The 22,346-nt window shown below is 73.3% G+C and carries 23 protein-coding genes; 7 read left to right on the top strand and 16 right to left on the bottom strand.

Annotated elements, in window-relative coordinates; translation table 11 throughout:
- The first annotated feature begins 199 nt into the window (after positions 1 to 199).
- From ACZ6IM_RS35360 to ACZ6IM_RS35350, 3 genes are all read left to right on the top strand, one after another.
- Positions 200 to 1,555 carry an aspartate aminotransferase family protein gene (locus tag ACZ6IM_RS35360; RefSeq protein ID WP_052836465.1) on the top strand — a complete coding sequence of 452 codons (1,356 nt, stop codon included), beginning with the start codon at positions 200 to 202 and terminating at the stop codon, positions 1,553 to 1,555.
- 137 nt (positions 1,556 to 1,692) lie between these two features.
- On the top strand, positions 1,693 to 2,394 hold the full coding sequence (locus tag ACZ6IM_RS35355; RefSeq protein ID WP_052836467.1) for a GntR family transcriptional regulator: 702 nt from the start codon (positions 1,693 to 1,695) through the stop codon (positions 2,392 to 2,394).
- Positions 2,395 to 2,511: 117 nt separating this feature from the next.
- Complete coding sequence (locus ACZ6IM_RS35350) at positions 2,512 to 3,162, top strand: hypothetical protein (RefSeq protein ID WP_052836469.1); 651 nt, start codon at positions 2,512 to 2,514, stop codon at positions 3,160 to 3,162.
- Positions 3,163 to 3,172: 10 nt separating this feature from the next.
- Here ACZ6IM_RS35350 and ACZ6IM_RS35345 read toward each other — a convergent pair whose 3' ends face one another.
- The 5 genes from ACZ6IM_RS35345 to ACZ6IM_RS35325 all read right to left on the bottom strand — a co-directional run bounded on the left by ACZ6IM_RS35345 (position 3,173) and on the right by ACZ6IM_RS35325 (position 6,659).
- Positions 3,173 to 3,463 carry a hypothetical protein gene (locus ACZ6IM_RS35345; RefSeq protein WP_052836471.1) on the bottom strand — a complete coding sequence of 97 codons (291 nt, stop codon included), beginning with the start codon at positions 3,461 to 3,463 and terminating at the stop codon, positions 3,173 to 3,175.
- A gap of 38 nt (positions 3,464 to 3,501) precedes the next feature.
- Positions 3,502 to 4,386, bottom strand: coding sequence for a sigma-70 family RNA polymerase sigma factor (locus ACZ6IM_RS35340; RefSeq protein ID WP_469562460.1), 885 nt, complete (start codon positions 4,384 to 4,386; stop codon positions 3,502 to 3,504).
- Positions 4,387 to 4,471: 85 nt separating this feature from the next.
- The gene (locus ACZ6IM_RS35335; protein WP_052836473.1) at positions 4,472 to 4,669 is read right to left on the bottom strand and encodes a hypothetical protein; all 198 of its coding nucleotides are present in this window, start codon (positions 4,667 to 4,669) and stop codon (positions 4,472 to 4,474) included.
- A 59-nt stretch (positions 4,670 to 4,728) separates the two neighbouring features.
- On the bottom strand, positions 4,729 to 5,220 hold the full coding sequence (locus tag ACZ6IM_RS35330) for a DUF3515 family protein (RefSeq protein ID WP_052836474.1): 492 nt from the start codon (positions 5,218 to 5,220) through the stop codon (positions 4,729 to 4,731).
- A 155-nt stretch (positions 5,221 to 5,375) separates the two neighbouring features.
- The gene (locus tag ACZ6IM_RS35325) at positions 5,376 to 6,659 is read right to left on the bottom strand and encodes an adenylosuccinate synthase (RefSeq protein WP_003975310.1); all 1,284 of its coding nucleotides are present in this window, start codon (positions 6,657 to 6,659) and stop codon (positions 5,376 to 5,378) included.
- A gap of 185 nt (positions 6,660 to 6,844) precedes the next feature.
- Here ACZ6IM_RS35325 and ACZ6IM_RS35320 point away from each other — a divergent pair, with 185 nt between their 5' ends.
- Positions 6,845 to 7,774 carry a diacylglycerol kinase family protein gene (locus ACZ6IM_RS35320; RefSeq protein ID WP_469562455.1) on the top strand — a complete coding sequence of 310 codons (930 nt, stop codon included), beginning with the start codon at positions 6,845 to 6,847 and terminating at the stop codon, positions 7,772 to 7,774.
- Between the two features lie 17 nt (positions 7,775 to 7,791).
- Here the strand turns inward: ACZ6IM_RS35320 and ACZ6IM_RS35315 are convergent, their stop codons facing one another.
- On the bottom strand, positions 7,792 to 8,322 hold the full coding sequence (locus tag ACZ6IM_RS35315; protein WP_469562452.1) for a GbsR/MarR family transcriptional regulator: 531 nt from the start codon (positions 8,320 to 8,322) through the stop codon (positions 7,792 to 7,794).
- An 83-nt stretch (positions 8,323 to 8,405) separates the two neighbouring features.
- Between ACZ6IM_RS35315 and ACZ6IM_RS35310 the strand changes: the two genes are divergently transcribed.
- Genes ACZ6IM_RS35310 through ACZ6IM_RS35300 form a run of 3 tightly spaced genes read left to right on the top strand, consistent with a single transcriptional unit; the run spans position 8,406 to position 11,311 of the window.
- On the top strand, positions 8,406 to 9,323 hold the full coding sequence (locus ACZ6IM_RS35310) for an ABC transporter ATP-binding protein (RefSeq protein ID WP_052836476.1): 918 nt from the start codon (positions 8,406 to 8,408) through the stop codon (positions 9,321 to 9,323).
- On the top strand, positions 9,320 to 10,942 hold the full coding sequence (locus ACZ6IM_RS35305; protein ID WP_052836478.1) for an ABC transporter permease: 1,623 nt from the start codon (positions 9,320 to 9,322) through the stop codon (positions 10,940 to 10,942). Before ACZ6IM_RS35310 ends, ACZ6IM_RS35305 begins: the two co-directional genes overlap by 4 nt.
- A gap of 39 nt (positions 10,943 to 10,981) precedes the next feature.
- Entirely contained in the window at positions 10,982 to 11,311 is a 330-nt protein-coding gene (locus ACZ6IM_RS35300; protein WP_052836480.1) for a hypothetical protein, read from the top strand.
- Here ACZ6IM_RS35300 and ACZ6IM_RS35295 read toward each other — a convergent pair.
- The 10 genes from ACZ6IM_RS35295 to ACZ6IM_RS35250 all read right to left on the bottom strand — a co-directional run bounded on the left by ACZ6IM_RS35295 (position 11,294) and on the right by ACZ6IM_RS35250 (position 22,253).
- Entirely contained in the window at positions 11,294 to 12,523 is a 1,230-nt protein-coding gene (locus ACZ6IM_RS35295; protein ID WP_052836482.1) for a cytochrome P450, read from the bottom strand. The genes ACZ6IM_RS35300 and ACZ6IM_RS35295 overlap by 18 nt on opposite strands.
- 100 nt (positions 12,524 to 12,623) lie before the next feature.
- Positions 12,624 to 13,289, bottom strand: coding sequence for a response regulator (locus tag ACZ6IM_RS35290; protein ID WP_469562446.1), 666 nt, complete (start codon positions 13,287 to 13,289; stop codon positions 12,624 to 12,626).
- A complete protein-coding gene (locus ACZ6IM_RS35285) occupies positions 13,286 to 14,623 on the bottom strand; it encodes a sensor histidine kinase (RefSeq protein WP_052836911.1) in 1,338 nt (445 codons plus the stop codon). The genes ACZ6IM_RS35290 and ACZ6IM_RS35285 overlap by 4 nt, the downstream gene beginning before the upstream one ends.
- Before the next feature lie 99 nt (positions 14,624 to 14,722).
- Positions 14,723 to 15,409 carry a response regulator gene (locus ACZ6IM_RS35280; RefSeq protein WP_052836484.1) on the bottom strand — a complete coding sequence of 229 codons (687 nt, stop codon included), beginning with the start codon at positions 15,407 to 15,409 and terminating at the stop codon, positions 14,723 to 14,725.
- Positions 15,406 to 16,821, bottom strand: coding sequence for a sensor histidine kinase (locus ACZ6IM_RS35275; RefSeq protein WP_052836485.1), 1,416 nt, complete (start codon positions 16,819 to 16,821; stop codon positions 15,406 to 15,408). The genes ACZ6IM_RS35280 and ACZ6IM_RS35275 overlap by 4 nt, the downstream gene beginning before the upstream one ends.
- Positions 16,814 to 18,022: an acyltransferase family protein gene (locus ACZ6IM_RS35270; protein WP_052836486.1), complete on the bottom strand. Its 1,209-nt coding sequence runs from the start codon at positions 18,020 to 18,022 to the stop codon at positions 16,814 to 16,816. Before ACZ6IM_RS35270 ends, ACZ6IM_RS35275 begins: the two co-directional genes overlap by 8 nt.
- A complete protein-coding gene (locus ACZ6IM_RS35265; protein ID WP_052836488.1) occupies positions 18,015 to 19,004 on the bottom strand; it encodes an alpha/beta hydrolase in 990 nt (329 codons plus the stop codon). Before ACZ6IM_RS35265 ends, ACZ6IM_RS35270 begins: the two co-directional genes overlap by 8 nt.
- A 144-nt stretch (positions 19,005 to 19,148) precedes the next feature.
- Entirely contained in the window at positions 19,149 to 20,051 is a 903-nt protein-coding gene (locus ACZ6IM_RS35260; protein ID WP_052836490.1) for an alpha/beta hydrolase, read from the bottom strand.
- A gap of 155 nt (positions 20,052 to 20,206) precedes the next feature.
- Entirely contained in the window at positions 20,207 to 21,445 is a 1,239-nt protein-coding gene (gene kynU, locus ACZ6IM_RS35255; protein ID WP_469562440.1) for a kynureninase, read from the bottom strand.
- Positions 21,438 to 22,253: a tryptophan 2,3-dioxygenase gene (locus ACZ6IM_RS35250; protein ID WP_469562437.1), complete on the bottom strand. Its 816-nt coding sequence runs from the start codon at positions 22,251 to 22,253 to the stop codon at positions 21,438 to 21,440. Before ACZ6IM_RS35250 ends, kynU begins: the two co-directional genes overlap by 8 nt.
- Between the last annotated feature and the right edge of the window lie 93 nt (positions 22,254 to 22,346).

Genomic DNA, 22,346 nt, shown 5'->3' with positions numbered 1-22,346 from the left:
GCCGCCTTCCCCCCGCACGTGTGCAACAGAGCGAGGATAGTGCGGGGGCGGGCGCGTGGAGGGCGGGCGTTGTCCACGGTTCCGTAACGGAGCGACCGCGCCGCGTCGGCAACGCGTCGACAACCTGTCGTGGAAAGCCGCCGACCGCAGACAAGACGCCGATTCCGTTTCCGCATCGCGGACATCTACCCTCGGCCGCATGACCCCTCAGCCCTCCCCTCAGGCCGGCGCAGCCGTGAAGGCCGCGGACCGCGCGCACGTCTTCCACTCCTGGTCAGCACAAGAGCTGATCGACCCGCTCGCCGTCGCCGGCGCCGAGGGGTCCTACTTCTGGGACTACGAAGGCAAGCGCTACCTCGACTTCTCCAGCGGACTCGTCTACACCAACATCGGCTACCAGCACCCCAAGGTCGTCGCCGCGATCCAGGAGCAGGCGGCGAGGATGACGACGTTCGCGCCCGCGTTCGCCGTCGAGGCGCGCTCGGAGGCCGCCCGGCTCATCGCCGAGCGCACGCCCGGCGACCTGGACAAGATCTTCTTCACCAACGGCGGCGCCGACGCCGTCGAGCACGCCCTGCGCATGGCCCGGCTGCACACCGGCCGCCCCAAGGTGCTCTCCGCCTACCGCTCGTACCACGGCGGCACCCAGCAGGCGGTCAACGTCACCGGCGACCCGCGCCGCTGGGCCTCCGACAGCGGCACGGCCGGGGTGGTGCACTTCTGGGCGCCGTTCCTCTACCGCTCGCGCTTCTACGCCGAGACCGAGGAGCAGGAGTGCGCGCGGGCGCTGGAGCACCTGGAGACGACGATCGCCTTCGAGGGCCCGGGGACGGTCGCCGCGATCGTCCTGGAGACGATCCCCGGCACCGCGGGGATCATGATGCCGCCGGCCGGTTACCTGGCCGGGGTGCGCGAGATCTGCGACAAGTACGGCATCGTGTTCGTGCTCGACGAGGTCATGGCCGGATTCGGCCGGACCGGCACCTGGTTCGCCGCCGGACTGTACGACGTCGTACCCGACCTGATGACCTTCGCCAAGGGCGTGAACTCGGGCTACGTGCCGCTGGGCGGCGTCGCGATCTCCGCCGAGATCGCCGCGACCTTCGCCGAGCGCCCCTACCCCGGCGGACTGACCTACTCCGGGCACCCGCTGGCCTGCGCCGCCGCCGTCGCCACCATCAACGTCATGGCCGAGGAGGGCGTCGTCGAGCACGCCGCGCGGCTCGGTTCCCAGGTCGTCGAACCGGCGCTGCGGGAGCTGGCCGAGCGCCACCCGAGCGTGGGCGAGGTGCGCGGCACCGGCATGTTCTGGGCCCTGGAGCTGGTGAGGAACCGGGAGACCCGGGAACCGCTGGTGCCCTACAACGCGACCGGGCAGGCGGCCACGCCCATGTCCGCGTTCGCCGCCTCCGCCAAGGCGCACGGCCTGTGGCCGTTCGTGAACATGAACCGCACCCATGTGGTCCCGCCGTGCAACGTCTCCGAGGCGGAGCTGAAGGAGGGCCTGGCGGCCCTGGACAGGGCACTGTCCGTGGCGGACGAGTACACGGAGTAGGACCGGGACCGGCCGGGGCGGGGCAGGGGCCGGAGCGCGTAGGGTTGCGTGCTCGTACGCGGTAGACATGTGTACGAGCACGCCCCCGAGCGGCGCCCCCGGGCGACGCCCCGAACGCGACGAGGAGACGCCCGCCCATGCCCGGCCCCAGCGGTACCGGTGCCGTCACGCGCAGCACCCTGCGGCAGCAGATCGCCGACGCGCTCCGCGACGAGGTGCTGGCCGGGCGGCTCCAGCCGGGGCAGGAGTTCACGGTCAAGGAGATCGCCGAGCAGTACGGCGTCTCCGCGACCCCGGTGCGCGAGGCCCTGGTCGACCTGTCCGCGCAGGGGCTCCTGGACGCCGACCACCACCGCGGCTTCCGCGTCCACGAGTACTCGGTCGACGACTTCCGCGGCATGATCGAGGCGCGCAGCCTGGTGACCGACGGGATGTTCCTCTCCCTCGCCGCGGACCTGCCGGGCGGACCCGACCCGGCCGACCCGCGCATCGCCGCCGCCCTCGCCGGGGTCCGCCGCCGCGGCGAGGAGGCCCAGCGCGCGGCCGCCGCCGGGGACCTGACCGTCCTGATCGGCTACGACCTGCGCTACTGGCGCGAGCTGGCCACCCTCTTCGGCAACCCCTACCTCTGCGACTTCCTGCACCGGCTGCGCGTGCAGAGCTGGGTGTGCACCGTGCAGCACCTGCGCCGGCTCAGCGAACTGCGCGGCGCGCTGTGGTGCGGGCACACCGAACTGGTCGACGCCCTGGCCCGGCGCGACGTCCCGGGCGCGCGTGCCCTCGTCGACGCCTACAACGCCCACTCGCTGGCCCTCATCGAGGGGCTCGCCGCCGGATGACCAACGCCGGACGTGTCGTGGCCCGGCCCCAGATGGGTATGGGACCTGCACGCAGGCGCGCACCTGCGCCCACCGACTACGCTGCCGTGACCACCGTGCTGTGTGAGGAGCCCTCTTTTGGCCTGTGACCTGTGGCTGGTACCGCTCGTCGACGTCTTGTGCCACACGCCGGACAACCCGTTCGCCGAGGAACTCGCGCAGTACGACAAGGTGCTGGCCGAGGCGGGGCTGCCGCCGGTGCCGGTGTACCAGTACATGCCGGGTCTGTCCGGCGAGGTCGCCCCGGTGGCCGGTTTCGACTACGACGCGCTGCACTTCCTGCGCCGGGCACACCTCCTCCAGGTGTGCGGCCTCCCGGTGACGCCGGTGGACGAACTGGGCGGTGACTACGAGCAGTTGCTGGAGATGTTCGAGTCGACGGCGCAGCAGTCCCACCTGGTCTGGCACTACGACCACGCGGGCGCCTACGTCCCGGTCGACTTCCCGCACCCGCTCTCCAGTGACGAACTCCTGGCGGGCGGCGGCCCCTTGGGCTCCTCGCACACCCTGCTGCGGGAGCTGGAGGCCGTCGCCCCGGCCCTCGGCATCGACCCGGCCAACCCCCCGGCCCCGCCGCGTCCGCCGTCGGCCCCGACGGAGCTGGAGGAGCCGGCGGTGCCCGCGCCGTACGACTCCAGTCCGTTCGCCCGGGAGCGCCATGTGTGGCTGGGGCTGCACGCGGCGGCCACCCGGAGCCTGGCCCAGGGGTCGATGATCGTCTTCAGCTGACCGGCGCCGGTCAGCCGAGCTGGGACAGGCCCTTGCGCAGATCGTCCGCGTTCATGATCGGGGAGACCTCGACCTCGGCGTTCAGCTCGGTGAAGAACGGCTCACCGGTGGGCGGCAGTTCGGAGCTGTCCTGCATGTCGAAGACCATCAGCGCCGTCCGCCGGCCGCCGAGGGGGCCGAAGTAGGCGGCCTCCGGCTTGAGGTGGTCGAGGGTGCGGCTGATCAGCTCGGGCAGCTTCCCGCTGCGGATCGCCTCGTTCGCCTTGTCCGTGTCCAGCGTCGCCTTGAGCAGCACGCGCATCGCACTCACCTTCTCCTGTCGACGCGCCGTGTACCCCTTCAGCCTATGCCCGTGATGTCCAGTTCGTTCAGGCGAGCCGGTTCCGCGATCACGTCGATGCCGGTGATGCGGCCGTCCGCGGCGAAGTCGAACCGGAGCACGACGCGCAGCCTGCCGTTCTCGGCCATCGCCAGGCCCGCCCGGCCGTCCACGAGGACGACGGCGGTGGCCCTGGCCCGGCCCATCGAGGCCATCGCGCCCCTGGCCACCTGCTCCACACCGCTGACGGCGAAGGGCTCGGGCGTCGGGACGACCGCCGCGTCGGCGTGCAGCACGACGTCCGGGTGGAGCAGGGCCACCAGCGCGTCGAAGTCGCCGCCGCGGGTGGCCGCCAGGTAGGCGTCGACCGCGCGGCGCCTGCGCGGCGGATCGGCGTCGGGCGCGGGGACGCCCCGGACCCGGCGGCGGGCGCGGCTGGCCAGCTGGCGGGTGGCGGCGGGGGTCTTGTCGAGCATCGCGGCGATGTCGTCGAAGGGCACGTCGAACATGTCGTGCAGCACGAACGCGAGCCGCTCGGCGGGGCCGAGGGTGTCCAGGACGATCAGCAGCGCGATGCCGACCTCGTCGGCGAGCTGCACCTCCTCGGCCGGGTCCGCGGCGGTGCCGGTCACGGCCGGCTGCCTGCGGACCCCGTCGTCCAGCGGATCCTCGCGGCGGGTGTCCCGGGCGCGGAGCAGGTTGAGGCAGACCCGGGCCACGACCGTGGTGAGCCAGCCCGAGGGATTGTCCACCTCGGAGGTGTCCGCCCGGTCGGCCCGCAGCCAGGCCTCCTGGAGCGCGTCGTCCGCCTCACTGAGCGAACCGAGGATCCGGTACGCGACCGCCCGCAGCCGGGGCCGGTCCCGCTCGAACTGCCGGGCCATGTCATCGCGTCGTCCGGGCACCCTACGGCTTCCTTCCGCGTCCACCGGCCCTGGAGGGCGGGCCCCCAAGTCAACCATCCGGCCCACGCGTCCCGGCAAGGGCCTCTCACCGGATCAGCGTGATCCCCGGCGGCCACAGCACCCCGTCGGCCAGCAGCAGCGCCGGTCCCAGGTGGACGGGGCACACCCGCAGCGGCGGACGCAGGTGCCGGGCGACCTCGAAGCGCGCCGGGTCCCCGCACTCACCGGGCCCGGCCCCGCCGCCGTACGGCCCCCGGCAGGAAGCGGCGTAGCGGTCGGTCATGCCCCCGATCCGACACCACGGAGCACGCCGCCGCCCGGCGGAGGGGGCCGAACGAAGGGCTACAGGGCGGTGGCGGCGTCGTCGAGGCCGATGCACTTGCGCTGCTGCGGGAGCCACTTCACGGCCGGGTCCAGCGTGGCGAGGATGCCGCCCACCTCCTCGCGCGGACCGGAGTACGTGAACTCCACGGCCGGTGAGCGGCCGTAGGTCCGCAGGACGCTCACGCCGTCGCGCTTGAGCCGTGCCTCGTCCAGGACCCAGTCGACGCCGTCCGCGGTGACGCAGAGGTTGACGTTGGGCTGCAGCTCCTCGGCGCCGCAGCGGAACACCGCCTTCTGGCCGCCCCAGGAGGCGACCCCGTCCCCGAGGGCCCAGTCGCGCGAGGCGCCGGGTATGTCGTCCGGGAGGCGGGAGACGACCTTGTCGCACTTGGGGTCGTCGGCGTGCGGGGCGGCGGAGACCCGGTGGCCGTCGACGTAGAAGAGGCCGCCGGTCACGGCGACGACCGCCACGGTCAGCCAGATCCACGTCCGGGTGGTGGGCTTCCGCATGTTCGCTCGCTCCGTGCTGTCCGTCGCTGTACGTCCGCCGGAAGGCTGTGCGGCTCCGCGGCTGCGGCCAGCGTATCCGCCGTCCGGACGGCGACGGCCGGGGCCCCGTGCGGGGTCCCGGCCGTCGGAGAGCGTGCGCGGTGCGCGGGCGGCTCCTACAGGAACGAGTTGATCTCGATCGTCTCGTCCCGGCCCGGGCCGACGCCGATCGCGGAGATCGGGGCGCCGGACATCTCCTCCAGGGCCTTGACGTACGCCTGGGCGTTCTTCGGCAGGTCGGAGAAGGACTTCGCCTTGGTGATGTCCTCGCTCCAGCCGGGCAGCGTCTCGTAGACCGGCTTCGCGTGGTGGAAGTCGGACTGCGAGTACGGCAGCTCCTCGACGCGCTTGCCGTCGATCTCGTAGGCCACGCAGACCGGGATCTGCTCCCAGCCGGTGAGGACGTCGAGCTTGGTGAGGAAGAAGTCGGTGAGGCCGTTGACGCGGGTGGCGTAGCGGGCGATCACCGCGTCGAACCAGCCGCAGCGCCGGTCGCGGCCGGTGGTGACACCGCGCTCGCCGCCGATGCGGCGCAGGGCCTCGCCGTCCTCGTCGAACAGCTCGGTCGGGAAGGGTCCTGCGCCGACGCGGGTCGTGTACGCCTTGAGGATGCCGATGACCCGGCTGATCTTCGTCGGACCCACGCCGGCGCCGGTGCAGGCGCCGCCCGCGGTCGGGTTCGACGAGGTGACGAAGGGATACGTGCCGTGGTCGATGTCCAGGAGCGTGCCCTGGCCGCCCTCGAAGAGGACCACCTTGTCGTCGTCGAGGGCCTGGTTGAGGACCAGGACGGTGTCGGCGACGTACGGCGCGAGCTTGTCCGCGTAGCCCAGCAGCTCCTCGACGACCTGGCCGGTGGCGATGGCGCGGCGGTTGTAGAGCTTGGTGAGCATCTGGTTCTTGACGTCGAGCGCCGCCTCGACCTTCTGGGTGAGGATCGACTCGTCGTAGAGGTCCTGGACCCGGATGCCCACGCGGTTGATCTTGTCGGCGTAGGTCGGGCCGATGCCGCGCCCGGTGGTGCCGATCTTGCGCTTGCCGAGGAAGCGTTCCGTCACCTTGTCGACGGTGACGTTGTACGGCGTGATGATGTGAGCGTTGCCGCTGATCAGGAGCTTGGACGTGTCGACGCCGCGCTCGTTCAGCCCGCTCAGCTCGGAGAACAGGACCGACGGGTCGACGACGACGCCGTTGCCGATGACCGGCGTGCAGCCGGGGGAGAGAATCCCGGAAGGGAGCAGGTGGAGGGCGTACTTCTGGTCGCCCACGACTACCGTGTGGCCGGCGTTGTTGCCGCCCTGGTAGCGCACCACATAGTCGACGGAGCCACCGAGCAGGTCCGTCGCCTTTCCCTTGCCTTCGTCACCCCACTGAGCACCGAGCAGCACAAGTGCGGGCACGCGCGTACACCCCTTCCGGGCGGGGCATGTCCATGGTCGAGGGCGTATGCGGTGGGTTTCCGCCACGTACACCGCGACCGTCGTTGGCCGCCAACCGTCGGACCGGGTGCCCCGGAATAGACGAAGCCCCTGGCGCAACAGCGCAAGGGGCTCTTGCACAAAGATGCTACCCGAGGAAGCGAGGCATGGCCGAGGTGGCGACTTCCGCGAGCTCTTCCGCGAACCCTTCCGCGAGGTCCGATCAGCTTCTGGTGGTCGTCGATCCGGCCGCCCGACGGCTGGACGGGGAGTCGGTCAGAATCGCGAAGGACGTGCTCAGCGCGGGCGCGGCGCATACGAAGGTGTGTCTGCCGGACGGCCCGGAGGAGTTCGCGCGGGCGCTCGGGCGGCGCGGTTCGCGGCGCCCGGTGGTGATCGGTGACGACGGCGCGCTGCTGCGGACCGTGGCCCTGCTGCACCGGCGGCGGGAGCTGGCGGGCTGTGCGCTGTCCGTGGTGCCGGTGGGGTCGGCGCTCGGCCTCGCCCGGTCCCTGGGGCTGCCGACGGGGGCGGTGGCGGCGGCGCGGGCCGTGCTCGACGGGGTGGAACGGCGCCTGGACCTGCTCGTCGACGACAGCGACGGGGTGGTGTTGGGGGCGGTGGGGATCCCGCCCGCTCCCGTGCCGGTACCGGTGCGGGAGGACACGGGGACGGAGGGCGGCGCGGGCCCGGAGCCGGCGCCGGGCGGGCCGGGGCCGGTCCGCCCCTGGCTGCGGACCTGTCAGTCGCTGGTCCGGACGCTGGCAACCTCGCGTCCGGCCCGGACCGCCCTCGCGCCGGGAGCGGCCGGTCCGGTCCGGCTGCGGCTGGAGGTCGACGGAGTGACGCTGGTGGACCTGGACCAGCCCGTGGAGGCGGTGACGGTGATGCCGGGCGCCGGAGGAGTGGCCCTGGTGGAGGTGCGGCCCCTGTCGGTGGGCGCGCAGGCGGCGCCGCTGACGGCGAGCGGGCGGACGGTGACCGTGTCGGGGGCGCACTTCCGCTACCGCGCCGACGCGGTGGTGTGCGGGCCGGTGGGGACGCGGACGTGGGTGGCGCGCGAGGGGGCGTGGGGGCTGACGCTGCCGGCGGGGTAGGCGTCGGCGTCGGTGGTTCAGCCCTGGCCGAACCGCTCCTCCCGGTGCACGCGCCAGCGTTCCATCATGGCCGCGATCTCCCCGTCGACGAACTCGAAGAAGGCCAGCGTCTCGGCCATGCGGCGGCCCGCGGGGGTGTCGGCGCCGAGGCTGGCGACGCCCTCGCTCAGCGCGCTCTCCCAGCGCTTGAGGACGGTCTCGCGGTTGGTGAGCGCCTCGTACCACTGGTTGCTGTGCACCCGGTAGCGCTCCCGGCGCGAGCCGGGCTGCCGCTCGCGGGAGACCATGTGCTGCTGCGAGAGGTAGCGCACGGCGCCGGAGACGGCGGCCGGGCTGACCTGGAGGGTCTCGCCGAGTTCCGCGGAGGTCAGCGAACCCGAGTCGGAGGCCAGCAGCGCGGCGAAGACCCGGGCCGGCATCCGCTGCATCCCGGCCTCGACCAGCTGGGCCGCGAAACCCTCCACGAACTTCGACACCGCCTCCGGGTCGCGCCCGGGTCCCGCCGTCTCCGCCGCCGCCCCGGCGGCTCCCGCTGGTTCCTTCGTCATCCGTCGATCATCTCTCACCCCGCTCATCATCCTGATGGTTTCTTAACTTCACAAGTTTCTGAAAGAAGCGTACTTTCCACATCATGACGAAGGCAATCAGCGTCTCCGGACTCCACAAGTCGTTCGGCCGCACGCATGCCCTGGACGGGCTCGACCTGGAGGTCGAGACCGGCGAGGTCCACGGGTTCCTGGGCCCCAACGGGGCCGGCAAGTCCACCACCATCCGCGTCCTGCTCGGCCTGCTGCGCGCCGACTCCGGCGCCGCGCAGGTCCTCGGCCGCGACCCGTGGGCGGACGCGGTGGAGGCGCACCGGCGGATCGCGTACGTCCCCGGAGACGTGACGCTGTGGCGCAACCTCTCCGGCGGCGAGGTCATCGACCTCTACGGCCGGCTGCGCGGCGGACTGGACACCCGGCGGCGCGCGGAGCTGGTCGAACGGTTCGAACTCGACCCGACCAAGAAGGGCCGCACGTACTCCAAGGGCAACCGGCAGAAGGTGGCCCTGGTGGCCGCGTTCGCCTCGGACGTCGACCTGCTGATCCTCGACGAACCCACCTCCGGCCTCGACCCGCTGATGGAGGAGGTCTTCCAGCAGTGCGTGGAGGAGGAGCGCGAGCGCGGCCGGACGGTGCTGCTCTCCTCCCACATCCTCAGCGAGGTCGAGGAGCTGTGCGACCGGGTCAGCATCATCCGCAAGGGGCGGACCGTCGAGAGCGGCTCGCTCGCCGACCTGCGCCACCTGACCCGGACCAGCGTCACCGCCGAACTCGCGGGCGCCCCGAACGGCCTCGCCCACCTGCCCGGCGTCCACGACCTCGACGTCCAGGGCCACCGGGTCCGGCTCCAGGTCGACACCGACAAGCTGGACGCCGTCCTCAGGTCGCTGAGCGAGACGGGGGTGCGGTCGCTGACGTCGACGCCGCCGACGCTGGAGGAGCTGTTCCTGCGGCACTACCAGACCGGGGACGCGGAGACCGGGACGGCGGTGACGGCACGATGACCACCACCGCCGACGCCACCGCCACGGCCTTCGCGGCCAGGCCCGGCGGCGCGCGCCGGCTGGCCGGCACCGGCACGCTGCTGCGCTTCGCCCTGCGCCGCGACCGCGTGCTGATCCCCGTCTGGGTCGCCGTGAACGCGCTCATGGTGCTGTCGATGCCGGGCACCATCAAGGGCCTGTACGGCACCGCCGCCGAACGCGCCGACCTGATGCGGCAGATGGAGACCAACTCATCGCTGCGCGCGCTGGTCGGCCCCGTCTTCGACGACGGTCTCGGCGCGCTCACCGCCTGGCGCGTCGGCCTGTACGCCGGTGCGCTCGCCGCCGTGACGAGCCTGCTGATCGTCGTACGGCACACCCGGGACGAGGAGGAGAGCGGACGGCAGGAGGTCGTCGCCTCCGGGATGGTCGGCCGCCGGGCCCCGCTGACGGCGGCGCTGCTGGCGGCGGCGGTCGCCAACGCCGTCCTGGCCCTGCTGATCGCCGTCGGACTGGCCGGGCAGGGGGCGGCCGGCGCACTGGCCCTCGGACTCGGGGTCGCGGCCGTCGGGATGCTCTTCGCGACCATGGCGGCGATCGTCGCCCAGCTCACCGAGAGCGCGCGGCTGGCCCGGGGGCTGACGGCGGCGGTGCTGGGCGGGGCCTTCGTGCTGCGGGCGGCGGGCGACTCGGCGACGGACGACGGCTCCTCGGTCCTGACCTGGGTGTCGCCGCTGGGCTGGCTGGAGAACGTGCGGGCCTTCGCCGGTGAACGCTGGTGGGTACTCGTGCTGATCGCGGGCGCGACGGTGGCGCAGGGGGCGGTGGCCTACGCCCTGGCCGGGCGCCGGGACCTCGGCATGAGCTTCCTGCCGACCCGGCCGGGACCGGCCGCCGGACGCCTGCGGACGTCCGGTGCGCTGGCCTGGCGCCTCCAGCGCGGCAGCGTCCTCGGCTGGAGCATCGGCTTCTTCCTCGCCGGCGTCGTCTACGGCGGGATGACGGAGGGCGCGGCCGATCTGGTCGGGGACAACGAGCAGGCACGCGGGATCATCGAGCGGATGGGCGGACAGGCCGGACTCACCGACGCGTTCGTCTCGGCGATGATCGGGATGCTCGGGCTGATCGCCGCGCTGTACGTCGTGGCGTCGGTACTGCGGCTCAGCGGCGAGGAGACCTCCGGGCGGGCGGAACCGGTGCTCGCGGGCGCGGTGGGCCGACTGCGGTGGGCCGCGGGCCATCTGGTGATCGCCTTCGGCGGTGCGGCGCTCATCATGCTGCTCGCCGGGCTCGGTTTCGCGGCCGGGTACGGGCGGGACCTCGGGCCGATCCTGGGCGCGTGTCTGGTGCAGTTGCCGGCGGTGTGGGTGATCGGCGGGGCGGCGGTGCTGCTGCACGGGCTGCTGCCCCGGGCGGCGGTGGCCGCGTGGGCCGTCGCGGGCGCGGTGCTGTTGCTCGGGTGGGTCGGACCGGCGCTGGACGTGCCGCGGTCCGTCCTGGACGCGTCCCCGTACGGGCACCTGCCGAAGCTGCCCGGCGGGGGGATGAGCTGGCCCCCGGTTCTGGTGCTGGTCCTGATCGCGGCGGTGCTGGCCGGGGCGGGGCTGGCGGGACTGCGGCGGCGGGACCTGACGGCCTGAGGTGAAACCGGCCGTGCGGGCGATTGCGTCAGGGCAGGTATGAGTCGGGACGCGGTGACGGGTGGTGGCTGTGCGGTCTCGTTGGCCGGGGCCGTGGGTGCGGTGGTGGTCTGGTGGCAGACCGCCCGGACCCAGCGGCACCTGGGCAACGAGTTCGAGAACAACGGGCAGGACTTCGGCGCCGTGCTCACCGAGCTGCCGTTGGTCTTCCTCGCCGGGGCCGTCGTGCCCGCCGTGGTCTACGGGCTCGGCGCCTGGCTGCTGGGGCGGCGACGGCGCCCGGAGACGACGGGATCGCCGGAGCCGTCGGGCGGCTCGGAGCCGTCGAGGGGCTCGGCGTCCTCGGGGTCCTCAGAGTTCCACGCGTAGTCCCGTCAGCCCGCGCATCACGAAGTTCGGCCTGCGTTCCGGTTCCGCCGCCAGGCGCAGGCGGGGGGCCCGCTCCAGCAGGGACGTCATGGACGCCGCCAGCTCGATGCGGGCCAGCGGTGCGCCGATGCAGTAGTGGATCCCGGCGCTGAAGGAGATGTGCGGGTTGTCCCGGCGGGCGAGGTCGAGGCGGTCCGGGTCGGTGAAGACCGCCGGGTCGTGGTTGGCCGAGCCGAACAGCATCGCCACCTCCGCGCCGCGCGGGAGGGTCGTCCCGTCGATCTCGATCTCGTCGAGGACCCAGCGTTCGAAGAGCTGGAGCGGGGTGTCGTAGCGCATCAGCTCCTCCACGGCGGACGGGACCAGGGAGTGGTCGGCGCGCAGGGCCGCCAGTTGGTCCGGGTGGCGGAAGAGCGCCAGCCAGCCGTTGGTGGTCGCGTTCACCGTGGCCTCGTGACCGGCGTTCAGGAGCAGGACGCAGGTCGAGATCATCTCCTGCTCGGTGAGGCGGTCGTCGTCCTCGTCGTGGGCCGCGATCAGACCGGAGATCAGGTCGTCGCCGGGCTCCTTGCGGCGGGCGGCGATCAGTGCGCGCAGATAGTCCGAGAAGTCGAGCGAGGCGCGGACCGCCCTCGCCGCCGTCTCCTCGGACGGGTTCAGCTCGTACATCCCGCAGATGTCCGCCGACCAGGGGCGCAGCGGGGCCCGGTCGGACTCCGGGATGCCGAGCATCTCGGCGATCACGGCGACCGGCAGCGGCTCGGCCACGTCCGTGAGCAGGTCGCCGCCGCCCGCCACGACCAGCCGGGACACCAGCTCGTCCGCCAGCCCGTGCACGTACGGCTTCAGCCGCTCCACCGTGCGCGGCGTGAACGCCTTCGACACCAGGCGCCGGATACGGGTGTGGTCCGGCGGCTCCAGGTCGAGCATGCCGTGGTCGTTGAGCGTGTGGAAGGGCTCCTGCTCCGGCGGGGGCGGAGTGCGGCCGAAGTCCTCGTGCGTGAAACGGTGCCGGTAGGTCCGGCCGAGCCGGCGGTCGCGCAGCAGCGCCGAGACGTCCGCGTGGTGCGGGACCAGCCACTGGTCGCTCGGCTCGTAGTAGAGCACGCGCCCCCGGGCCCGCAGCTCGGCGAAGGCGGGGTACGGGTCGTCGACGAAGGCGGGGTCCCACGGGTCGAACGCCAGGGCGGGTTCTTCGGATGCAGCCGTCATGGACGGACGATAGGAAACGACGGGCGTCCGCGGAAGGGGCCGGGCCCCGCCGAAGGCGTACCGAACGCCGGGTTCCGGGCGCCGGGCCCTGCCCTCGGACCTAACCCGGGGTCACCAGGCGGGCCTCGTAGGCGAAGACCGCCGCCTGGGTGCGGTCGCGCAGGCCCAGCTTCACCAGGATGCGACTGACATGGGTCTTGATCGTCGACTCGGCGACCACCAGGCGCTCGGCGATCTCCGAGTTGGACAGGCCCTGCGCGATCAGGACCAGGACCTCCGTCTCGCGTTCGGTCAGGTCGCCGTAGGCCGCCTGGGCCGAGGGCAGCAGGCGCGGGGCGTCGGAGAGCTTGGAGAACTCGGTGATCAGGCGCCTGGTGACCGAGGGCGCGAGGAGGGCCTCGCCGGACGCCACCACCCGGACGCCGTCCGCGAGCTGGCGGGCCGAGGCGTCCTTGAGGAGGAAGCCGGACGCGCCCGCCCGCAGCGCCTGGTAGACGTACTCGTCCAGGTCGAAGGTGGTGAGGACCAGCACCTTCGAGGTGCCGTCCGCCGCCACGATCTCCCGGGTCGCCTCGATGCCGTTCAGCTCGGGCATGCGGATGTCCATCAGGACGACGTCCGGGGCCAGCTCGCGGACCTTCGCCACCGCCTCCCGGCCGTTGACCGCCTCGCCGGCGACCTCGATGTCCGGCATCGCGTTCAGCAGGACCGAGAAGCCCTCGCGCACCATCATCTGGTCGTCGGCGATCAGTACGCGGATCGTCATGCTTCACCCTCGGTCCGCACGGTGACCGGCAGGAACACCGCCACCTCGTACCCGCCGTCGTCCGTCGGCCCCGCCGTCATCTCGCCGTTCAGCATCGAGACGCGCTCGCGCATGCCGGTGATGCCGTGTCCGGCGCCGGGCGACGGCTTGACCAGGGTGTTCGGTGGGACGGCGGTGTTGACCACGCGCAGCCCCAGGCCGCCCAGGACGTAGGAGACCTCGACGCGGGCCGTCGCGCCGGGCGCGTGGCGCAGGCTGTTGCTCAGCGCCTCCTGCACGATCCGGTACGCCGACAGCTCCACCCCGGGCGGCAGCTCGCGCACCGCGCCGGTCACCGCCTTGTCCACGGCCAGGCCCGCCTCGCGCACGTTGGCGAGCAGGGCGTCCAGATCGGCGAGCGTCGGCTGCGGGGCGTCCGGGGCCTCGTAGTCCTCGGCGCGGACGACTCCCAGGACGCGGCGCAGCTCGGTGAGGGCCGCCACCGCGTTCTCCCGGATGGTGGCGAAGGCCCGCTCCAGCTCCTCCGGCGGATTCTCCACCCGGTAGGGCGCGGCCTCCGCCTGGATCGCCACCACCGACATGTGGTGCGCGACCACGTCGTGCAGCTCGCGGGCGATGGTGGTGCGCTCCTCCAGCAGGGTCCGCCGGGACCGCTCGTGCGCGGTGACCGTCTGCTGGGCGGTCACCTCCTTGCGGGCGGTCTGGCGTATGTGCCAGAGACAGACCACGAGCAGGGCGAACGCGGACGTCACCATCATGGGTCCGCTGTTCGTGTAGTAGTACGACCCGCCGAAAAAGGCGTCCGCGAGGAAGGCGTACACACACGTCAGGACCCACATCCAGACAGCGGTGCGGGGGCGGGTGCGCAGGGCCACGATGATCAGCACCGCAAGGTGGCAGATGAAGGCGCCAGGCATCCAGGGCCAGTCCCACCCGGCGCCGTTGATCAGTGCGACCAGCGGCGTCACCGCGAAGGACAGCCAGAACGCGCCGATCGGCCGCAAGAGGGTGAGGAGCACCGGGAGGGCGCACAGGATGCCGGTCAGCAGGGCCGGCACGTCACCGCCGGGCAGGTCGCCCGACACCGCACCGACGACGAAGGCGATGAACGCGACCGCCCCCACCACCGCATGCGGGAGGTACTGCGCGTCCGACCGCAGCCGGCCGGGCAGCCGGCGGACGAACGGACCGTCCGTCTGCCGGGGCGGCAGGCGATGGTAGGCGAAAGGGTCGTGGAACAGGTCCTGGCGCAGTCCCCGCAGGGAGGTCCGGGCCAGCCGGTACTCCTGGCTGCGGATCCCGCCCTCGTGCTGCTGGTGAGTCGTCTCGGTCACGCTCACACGGTAGGCCGACCGGGAGTGACCGGTCGTCCCCGTGGAGAGGGGTTCTCGGGCATCCGTCTCAAGTACTACGGGGGTACTGCGCGTCGCTCCTCAGTAGCCCGCGGGGCGCACCAGCCCCGACTCGTACGCGAACACCGCCGCCTGTGTGCGGTCCCTGAGGCCCAACTTGACCAGGATCCTGCCCACATGGGTCTTCACCGTCTGCTCGGCGACCACCAGACGCCCGGCGATCTCCGCGTTCGACAGGCCCTGCGCGATGAGGGCGAGCACCTCCGTCTCCCGCTCGGTCAGCTCGCCGACGCGGGCCTTGAGCGGGGCGCGCGGGCGGTCGTCCAGCCGGGAGAACTCCGTGATCAGCCGTCGCGTGATCCCCGGCGCGAGCAGGGCGTCGCCGGCGGCCACCACCCGGACCGCCTCGGCGAGCTGGTCGGCGGACGCGTCCTTCAGCAGGAACCCGGAGGCCCCCGCCCGCAGTGCCTCGTACACGTACTCGTCGAGGTCGAAGGTGGTCAGCACCAGCACCCTGATCTCCGGGGCCGCCCCGGTGATGCGCCGAGTGGCCTCGATACCGCCCAGCTCGGGCATCCGGATGTCCATCAGGACGACCTCCGGGTGAAGCTCGGCGACCTTGGCCACCGCGTCCAGGCCGTCGACCGCCTGCCCGATCACCTCGATGTCGGGCTGGGTGTTGAGCAGCACGGTGAAACCCTGCCGGACCATCTGCTGGTCGTCGGCGATCAGCACGCGGATCACGCGGCCGTTGCTGCTGGTCGTCATGGAGTGTCGTCCTCGGTGGATGGGTCGGGGGTGGTTTCGGGGGAAGGGTCGGGAGCGGGCCCGGTGGAGGGGTCGGTGGGCAGGTCGGGGCCGTCGGCCGGCAGGAACGCCGCCACCTGGTAGCCGCCGTCCGGCATCGGGTGCGCCGTCAGCGTGCCGTCGAGCATCGCCACCCGCTCCCGCATGCCGAGCAGCCCGTGCCCGGCCCCCTGCGACGGCGCCGGCGCGCGCGTCGGCCGGGTGTTGGAGACCACCACACGCAGCCCGATCGGAAGGTGCGTGAGGTGGACCCGGGCACTCGCGCCCGGCGCGTGCCGCAGCACGTTGCTGAGCGCCTCCTGCACGATCCGGTACGCCGACAGCTCCACGCCGGGCGGCAGCGGTCTGCGCGTCCCGCCCGTCTCGGTGGTGACGGTCAGTCCGGTGGCCCGGGTGTTCTCCACCAGCGCGTCGAGCCGGTCGAGGGTGGGCTGCGGGGCGTGCGGGACGGTGCCGTCACCGCCCTCGACGGCCTCCGGCGCGTCCGGGTGCTCGGAGCGCAGCACGCCCAGGACGCGGCGCAGCTCGGTGAGCGCCTCCAGCGCGTTCTGCCGGATGCCGGCGAGGTTCTCCTTCAGCTCGTCCGGCGGGTCCTTGACGAGGAGGGGCGCGACCTGGGCCTGGATGGAGATCACCGACATGTGGTGCGCGACCACGTCGTGCAGCTCGCGCGCGATGCGGCCGCGCTCCTCCAGCAGCGTGCGCCGGGCCCGCTCCTCGGCGGTGAGGGAGGTCTGCTGGGCCAGTTCCGAGCGCGCCTCGCGGCGGCCCCGCAGGGCGATGCCGAGGACGACGACGACCGTGAACAGGATGACGGCGAGCTGACCGGTCGGCTGGTAGTTCGGGGCACCCACCATGCCCTGGACGGCGTAGGTGGGGAGCGCGGTGAGGATCAACGCTTCCACGGACACCCGGGTGCGCACCCGCAGGGCGAGCAGCAGCATCACGAACAGGTGCCCGATGAGCCCGGCGGCCGTCCAGGGCCACGTGAACTCGTCACCGCCCGGGACCATCTGGGCCCGCACGGCGAAGGCCCCGACCAGCATGCCCGCCATCGACAGCCACCACGCCGCGACCGGCCGCCACAGCGCGAGCACCATCGCCCCGGCCTGGGCGACACCGATGAGGAAGGCGAAGCCCGGTTCGACCCCGCCGTTGTCCCCGAGCTGGGCGGCGTCACCGAGCAGGACTCCGAAGGCGGCCAGACACACGATCCCGTGCGGGAACCAGCGCAGCCACACCGACGGCGGCAGCGGATCGGCCCGCCAGGTCCACAGGTCCTCGTGGAGCACGCGCAGCACGCGCTCGGCCCGGGCCCGGAACCAGATCCGCAGCCGCTTCCCCCATCGCCTCACGGGCTCCACCCTAGACATGGCGTGCACCCGCCGTGGTCGCGCGGCGCCGCGGGCGGTGCGCCCGCACGACCCGGGAGCGTCGCCGTCCTCGGCCGCGCTGCTCGCAGGAGCGGAACGTGGCCCAGCAGCCCGCCAGGACCAGCGCGAACACCGGAAGCCAGGCGAGCCGGGCCGCGACCCAGTCCAGGCCGTCGGGGGCCGTGTGCAGGCCGGGCAGACGGCCCGCGAGGAGACCGGTGGCCGTGGTCGCCATCAGCGCCGTCTGGTGCCAGAGGAAGATCGTCATCGCGGAGAGGTTGACCAGCGCGACCCCTGCCCAGGCCATCGGACGCCGCATCGCACCGCGCAGCCGCTCGCGCAGCAGCAGGGCGAGCCCGCACTGGGCCAGGCCGAAGGTGACGGCGGCCAGGGTCGGCGGGTTGAGGTTCGACACCGACGCGCCCGGGACACCGACCATCGACGCCGGGTAGACCGCCCAGGCGACGAGCGCCGCGGTCGCCGCCGTGCCGCCGATCAGCAGGAACCAGCCGGATCGGCGCCGGTCCAGTTCACCGCGGGTCCAGGCGGCGCCCAGGGTGTAGGGAACCAGCCAGCCGGCGGCGAGGTTGACCCAGCCGAGCCAGGCCGGGGCGCCGAACCCGAAGCGCAGCAGGTCTGTGTGGAGAACGACGACCAGCGGCCACAGCGGATGCAGACGGGTCAGCAACGGCGTCGCCGCGGTCAGCGCGGCGAAGACCAGCAGGAACCACATCGGGGACAACGCCAGCTTCACCAGCGTGTGGACGGTCACGAAGTCCGCGCCCGTCAGGAGCAGCAGCGCCGCCGTCACCGCCCACAGCCCGAGGACGGCCAGGACCGGCCGGAAGAGCCGGGACAGCCGGGCGGTCAGCCAGCGGCCGTAGGACTCGCCGCGGGCCCGGGCCGACGCGTAGCCACGCGTGGCGACATGACCGCCGACCAGGAAGAACACGGCGAGGGTCTGGAAGGCCCAGGAGACCGGGGCGAACCAGGGCATGTCCTGGAGCGGGCTGGCCGCGTGCAGGCTGCTGCCGTCGGCGACCAGCGCCGTCACCAGCCAGTGCCCGAGGACCACCCCGAGGATGGCGAAGGCGCGCAGGGCGTCCACGGCCCGGTCCCGGTTCTCGGGTGTGGCCGAGTCGACGCGGTCGGCGGCCGCGCGCAGGGTGCCGCGCGGGTGTGCCGGGGTCGGGTCAGCCATGGGTCACCTCCGTGGTCTCGCCCAGGGCGATCCGGGCCAGGTTCGTCAGGGAGAGGGAGCCGGGGTCGAAGTAGTCGCTGTGGCCGCCCTCGCCGGCGTCGAAGACCCGGGCGCCGAAGTCCGGGGAGACCGGGTCCGTGCCGAAGCCGACGGTGGTGCCGAACAGGTCGGCGCTGACGTGCGGAACGTGCTCCACCCAGTCGTCGGCGCCCCGCCCCGCCCATATCCGGGCGTCGGAGTGCAGCCCGGCGGCGGTGTCGGACCCGGTGCCGGGGCTGCCGACCAGGGCGATGTCGGACACGTCCAGGCCGTCGGCGGCACGGGCGCAGACCACCGAGCCGTAGGAGTGGCAGAAGAGGGCGAGGCGGCTGCCGGGGCCGGTGATCCCGCGCAGGTCGGTGACCAGGCCGCGCAGCCCGGGGGCGGCCCGGTCGGCGCGGTCGGTCGTGGCGACGGTGGTGCTGACGGTGCCCGGCGTCTCGTAGCCCAGCCAGGCCACGACCGCGGTGCGGGTCCCCGCGGGCGCCTCGGCGTGGAGCTGCCGGTGCAGGGCGAGGGCGGCGGCGCGGAACCGGCCGTAGGTGTCGAGGCCGGTGTCGGAGCCCGGGACCAGGACGGCGACGCGGTCGGCGTGCGCCAGGTCACCGAAGACCTCGGTGGCCCGTCCGGCGCCCCGGCCGTCGAAGGCGAGGAGGTGGCGGGACCGGTCGGCCATCGCCCGGTCCGCCGCCGCCCGGTGATCGTCGCCGTGTCGGGCGGCCATCCGGGACGCCTGAGCCGCGTTGGCCCGGTTGGCGGCGTACGCGTCGTCCAGCGTGGCGGCCGTCGGGGCCGCGAGCGCGGCGGGGACCGGGGCGGGGATCTCGGGCCGCGCGGCCCCGGAGAGGGGAAGCGCCACGGCACCCGCGATGAGCGCGGCACTACCGGCGCGGCGCCATCCGCCCACGCGCCGCCGCCAACGTACCGTCGTTCCGGGCCTCATGGCCGCCCCCCTCCAGCACGCCCGCCCACCGGGCGCGTCTGCAAGGGAAGTTATGGACCGGGCCGGGTAACCCGCGTCCCGCCGGGGAACTCACCTGCGGGGTAGCTCTCAGGTACTACGGGTACGACGGCACCGGCCGTCCGCTCACCAGGCCAGCTGGGCGATCTCCTCCGCCACCACCGCGCACGCGTCGGCCGCCGGGTCGATCAGCGGGTAGTGGCCGACGTCCTCCAGCAGCGTCACCCCCACCACCTCCCCGGCCTTCGCCGCCGCGTCGGCGTACGCCTCGGCGACCGCCTGCGGGACGTCCACGTCGGCGCGGCCCTGCACGAGGGTCGTCGCGATCCCGGTGGGCAGCAGCAGGGCGGGGTCGGCATACGGGCGGCGTTCGGTGAACAGCTCACCGTCGCCCAGGAGTTGCCGCGTCGCGCCACCGCACACGTCGAGCTTGTCGGCGACCTCGAAGTCGGCGATCGGCGCGAGCGCGACCACGCCGCGCAGGGGCGCCGGGCGCTCGGTCCGCCACGGGGCGTCCGCGGGCAGCAGATGCCGGGCGGCCGCCCACAGGGCGAGGTGGCCGCCGGCGGAGTGGCCGGTGAGCACCACGCGCCGCGCGTCCGCCCGCGGCAGATGCCGCCGGACCAGCTCCGGCAGTGCGTCCAGCGCGGCGGCCACGTCGTCGAACGTGTCGGGCCAGCGCCCCGCGACGGGGTCACCGGCACTCTCACCGGCGGCACCCTCCGCCCCGCGCCGGTACTCCACACTGGCCACCCCGAAGCCCCGCCGGGCCAGGAAGCCGGCGAACGGGCTGATGTGGCGCCGGTCGTACGGGGCGCGCCACGAGCCTCCGTGCAGGACCACCACGACGGGAGCGGCCTCGCCCGGGCCCGTCCCGCCGCGCGGCACGTAGAAGTCGATCACCTGGTCGGGGTGGTCGCCGTAGCCGGCGGTGCTGTCGGGTTCGACCGCCGGGTGGGAGAGGGCCGATTTCTCCTCCGCGGCGTCCCTCGCGGCAGCGGTGCCCGGTTCTGCGGCGGCGTCCGGCATGGTCAACCTCTCAGCGACGGAACGGTGTTGGCGGACCGGAGGAAGGAATTCGGCCGTTGGCGGGACGTTATCAGGCCGGTGACGTGCGCGGACACGGGGATGTGACGCTGGGTGAGGACCGAAACGGCGCGTCCGGACCCCACCCCGCGGGCGGCTCAGCCGGCCAGCGTCCGGGCCAGCACCCGCGCCGCCCGCTCCACGTCCGCGAAGCCGACGTACAGCGGGGTGAAGCCGAAGCGCAGCACGTCGGGGGCGCGGTAGTCGCCGACCACCCCGCGCTCGACGAGGCGTTTCATGACCTCGCCCGCGTCGTCGCAGCGCAGCGCGACCTGGCTGCCCCGCTCGGCGTGCGCCGCCGGGGTCACGGACTCCACGCGGCCGTCCGGGACGTACGCCGCGACGCAGCGCAGGAAGAAGTCCGTCAGCGCCAGCGACTTGGCCCGCACCGCCGCCACCGAGACCCCGTCCTCGTCCCACACGTCCAGCGCCGCCTCCAGGGCGAGCAGGGAGAGGATGTCCGGCGTACCGACCCGCCCGCGCACCGCGCCCGAGCCCGGCGCGTAGTCGGACCGCATGCCGAACGGCTCGGCGTGCGAGTTCCAGCCCGGCAGCGGGGAGTCGAAACGGGGCTGGAGGTCGCGCCGGACGTACAGGTACGCGGGCGAGCCGGGGCCGCCGTTGAGGTACTTGTAGGTGCAGCCGACCGCCAGGTCCACGCCGTGCTCGTCGAGCCCGACCGGCAGCGCGCCCGCGCTGTGGCACAGGTCCCAGACCGCGTACGCCCCCGCCACGTGCACCGCGGCCGTGAGCGCCGGCAGGTCGTGCAGCCGGCCGGTGCGGTAGTCGACGTGGTTGAGCAGCACGGCGGCGGTGCGCTCCCCCCGGTCGGCCAGCACCTTCGGCACCTCGGCCGGGGCCACGGGCCGCAGGCCGCACCCCGTCATCCGGGCCGCCGACTCGGCGATGTACCCGTCCGTGGGAAAGGTGGTGGCGTCGACCAGGATCTCGTCCCGGACCGGGCCGCCCCCACCGTCGCCGCCGTCCGCCTGCGCCATGCGCACCGCGGCGACAAGCGCCTTGAAGACGTTGACGCTCGTCGAGTCACCGACGACGACCTGCCCGGCGGCCGCGCCGACCAGGGGGGCGATCCGGTCGCCGATCCGCTCGGGCGCGGTCCACCAGCCGCTCTCCTCCCAGGAGCGGATGCGCAGCTCGCCCCACTGGCGCCGTACGACGTCCTCCACGCGCGCGGGGACGTGCGCGGGGAGCGCGCCGAGGGAGTTGCCGTCGAGGTACGTGACGTCGTCGAGGACGAAACGCGCACGCACCGCCGCCAGACGGTCGGCGGCGTCCAGCTTCTCCGCCTCGCCCGCGAGGCCGGTCGGCTCAGACATAGGACCGCGCCGTCCACAGCTCGGGGAACACGTTGTTGCGGGCCCGCTTCTCCAGCCAGGCCACCCCGGCGGAGCCGCCCGTGCCGGTCTTGGAGCCCATCGCGCGCCGGGTGGCGACCAGGTGGTCGTTGCGCCAGCGCCAGACCAGCTCCGCGACGTCGGTGAGGGCCTCGCCGAGCCGGGCCAGCTCGCCGTTCTGGTCGCCGGAGTAGACGGCCGTCCAGGCGGCCTCCACCTCGGGCGCGGCCTCGTACTTCTGGGTGAGGTCGCGCCGGAGCACGGCGTCGGGGATGTCGTACCCGCACCGGGCCAGCAGCCGGACCACCTCGTCGTACAGGCTCGGCTCGTGCAGCGCCTTCTCCAGTTCCGCGTGGACGCGCGGGGCGCCGCGGTGCGGGACGAGCATGGACGCGGACTTGTCGCCGAGCAGGAACTCCATACGGCGGTACATCGCCGACTGGAAGCCGGAGCCCTCGCCGAGGGCGGACCGGTAGGAGTTGAACTGGGCCGGGGTGAGCTGCCCCAGAGGGGTCCAGGAGGCGTTCAGCGCCTCCAGCTCCCGCACCGAGCGCTTGAGCGCGTCGGTCGCCACCGGGATCCGGTCCTCGCGCAGGGCGCGGGCGGCGGTCTCCCACTCGTGGACGATGACGGTGAACCACAGCTCCATGACCTGGGTCGTGACCAGGAAGACCATCTCTCCGGGATCGTCGGAGAGGGTGTGCTGGAGGTGGGTGAGCACGTCCGCCTTGACGTAGTCCTCGTACGGCGTGCTGCCCTCGAAGTCGAGATTCGGGGCGTCGTGGGACATCGCTGTCTCCTGATGTGCACGGGTAGCGGTCCGCCCTGCCGTTACCGGCACGGGGCCCCGGTCCCCAACGGCATCCTCCGCAATCGTCGCAGG

It is taken from the genome of Streptomyces sp. NPDC042336 (assembly GCF_055581985.1).
The sequence above is the reverse complement of the archived record's forward strand: the minus strand, read 5'-3'. Positions and strand labels throughout refer to the sequence as shown.

Bases quoted from the DNA above. Each gene is read 5' to 3' on its own strand.
- ACZ6IM_RS35360 (WP_052836465.1), top strand. From the start codon at position 200: ATGACCCCTCAGCCCTCCCCTCAGGCCGGCGCAGCCGTGAAGGCCGCG.
- ACZ6IM_RS35355 (WP_052836467.1), top strand. From the start codon at position 1,693: ATGCCCGGCCCCAGCGGTACCGGTGCCGTCACGCGCAGCACCCTGCGG.
- ACZ6IM_RS35345 (WP_052836471.1), bottom strand. From the start codon at position 3,463: ATGCGCGTGCTGCTCAAGGCGACGCTGGACACGGACAAGGCGAACGAG.
- ACZ6IM_RS35335 (WP_052836473.1), bottom strand. From the start codon at position 4,669: ATGACCGACCGCTACGCCGCTTCCTGCCGGGGGCCGTACGGCGGCGGG.
- ACZ6IM_RS35330 (WP_052836474.1), bottom strand. From the start codon at position 5,220: ATGCGGAAGCCCACCACCCGGACGTGGATCTGGCTGACCGTGGCGGTC.
- ACZ6IM_RS35320 (WP_469562455.1), top strand. From the start codon at position 6,845: ATGGCCGAGGTGGCGACTTCCGCGAGCTCTTCCGCGAACCCTTCCGCG.
- ACZ6IM_RS35315 (WP_469562452.1), bottom strand. From the start codon at position 8,322: ATGACGAAGGAACCAGCGGGAGCCGCCGGGGCGGCGGCGGAGACGGCG.
- ACZ6IM_RS35310 (WP_052836476.1), top strand. From the start codon at position 8,406: ATGACGAAGGCAATCAGCGTCTCCGGACTCCACAAGTCGTTCGGCCGC.
- ACZ6IM_RS35305 (WP_052836478.1), top strand. From the start codon at position 9,320: ATGACCACCACCGCCGACGCCACCGCCACGGCCTTCGCGGCCAGGCCC.
- ACZ6IM_RS35300 (WP_052836480.1), top strand. From the start codon at position 10,982: ATGAGTCGGGACGCGGTGACGGGTGGTGGCTGTGCGGTCTCGTTGGCC.
- ACZ6IM_RS35295 (WP_052836482.1), bottom strand. From the start codon at position 12,523: ATGACGGCTGCATCCGAAGAACCCGCCCTGGCGTTCGACCCGTGGGAC.
- ACZ6IM_RS35290 (WP_469562446.1), bottom strand. From the start codon at position 13,289: ATGACGATCCGCGTACTGATCGCCGACGACCAGATGATGGTGCGCGAG.
- ACZ6IM_RS35280 (WP_052836484.1), bottom strand. From the start codon at position 15,409: ATGACGACCAGCAGCAACGGCCGCGTGATCCGCGTGCTGATCGCCGAC.
- ACZ6IM_RS35275 (WP_052836485.1), bottom strand. From the start codon at position 16,821: ATGTCTAGGGTGGAGCCCGTGAGGCGATGGGGGAAGCGGCTGCGGATC.
- ACZ6IM_RS35270 (WP_052836486.1), bottom strand. From the start codon at position 18,022: ATGGCTGACCCGACCCCGGCACACCCGCGCGGCACCCTGCGCGCGGCC.
- ACZ6IM_RS35265 (WP_052836488.1), bottom strand. From the start codon at position 19,004: ATGAGGCCCGGAACGACGGTACGTTGGCGGCGGCGCGTGGGCGGATGG.
- ACZ6IM_RS35260 (WP_052836490.1), bottom strand. From the start codon at position 20,051: ATGCCGGACGCCGCCGCAGAACCGGGCACCGCTGCCGCGAGGGACGCC.
- kynU (WP_469562440.1), bottom strand. From the start codon at position 21,445: ATGTCTGAGCCGACCGGCCTCGCGGGCGAGGCGGAGAAGCTGGACGCC.
- ACZ6IM_RS35250 (WP_469562437.1), bottom strand. From the start codon at position 22,253: ATGTCCCACGACGCCCCGAATCTCGACTTCGAGGGCAGCACGCCGTAC.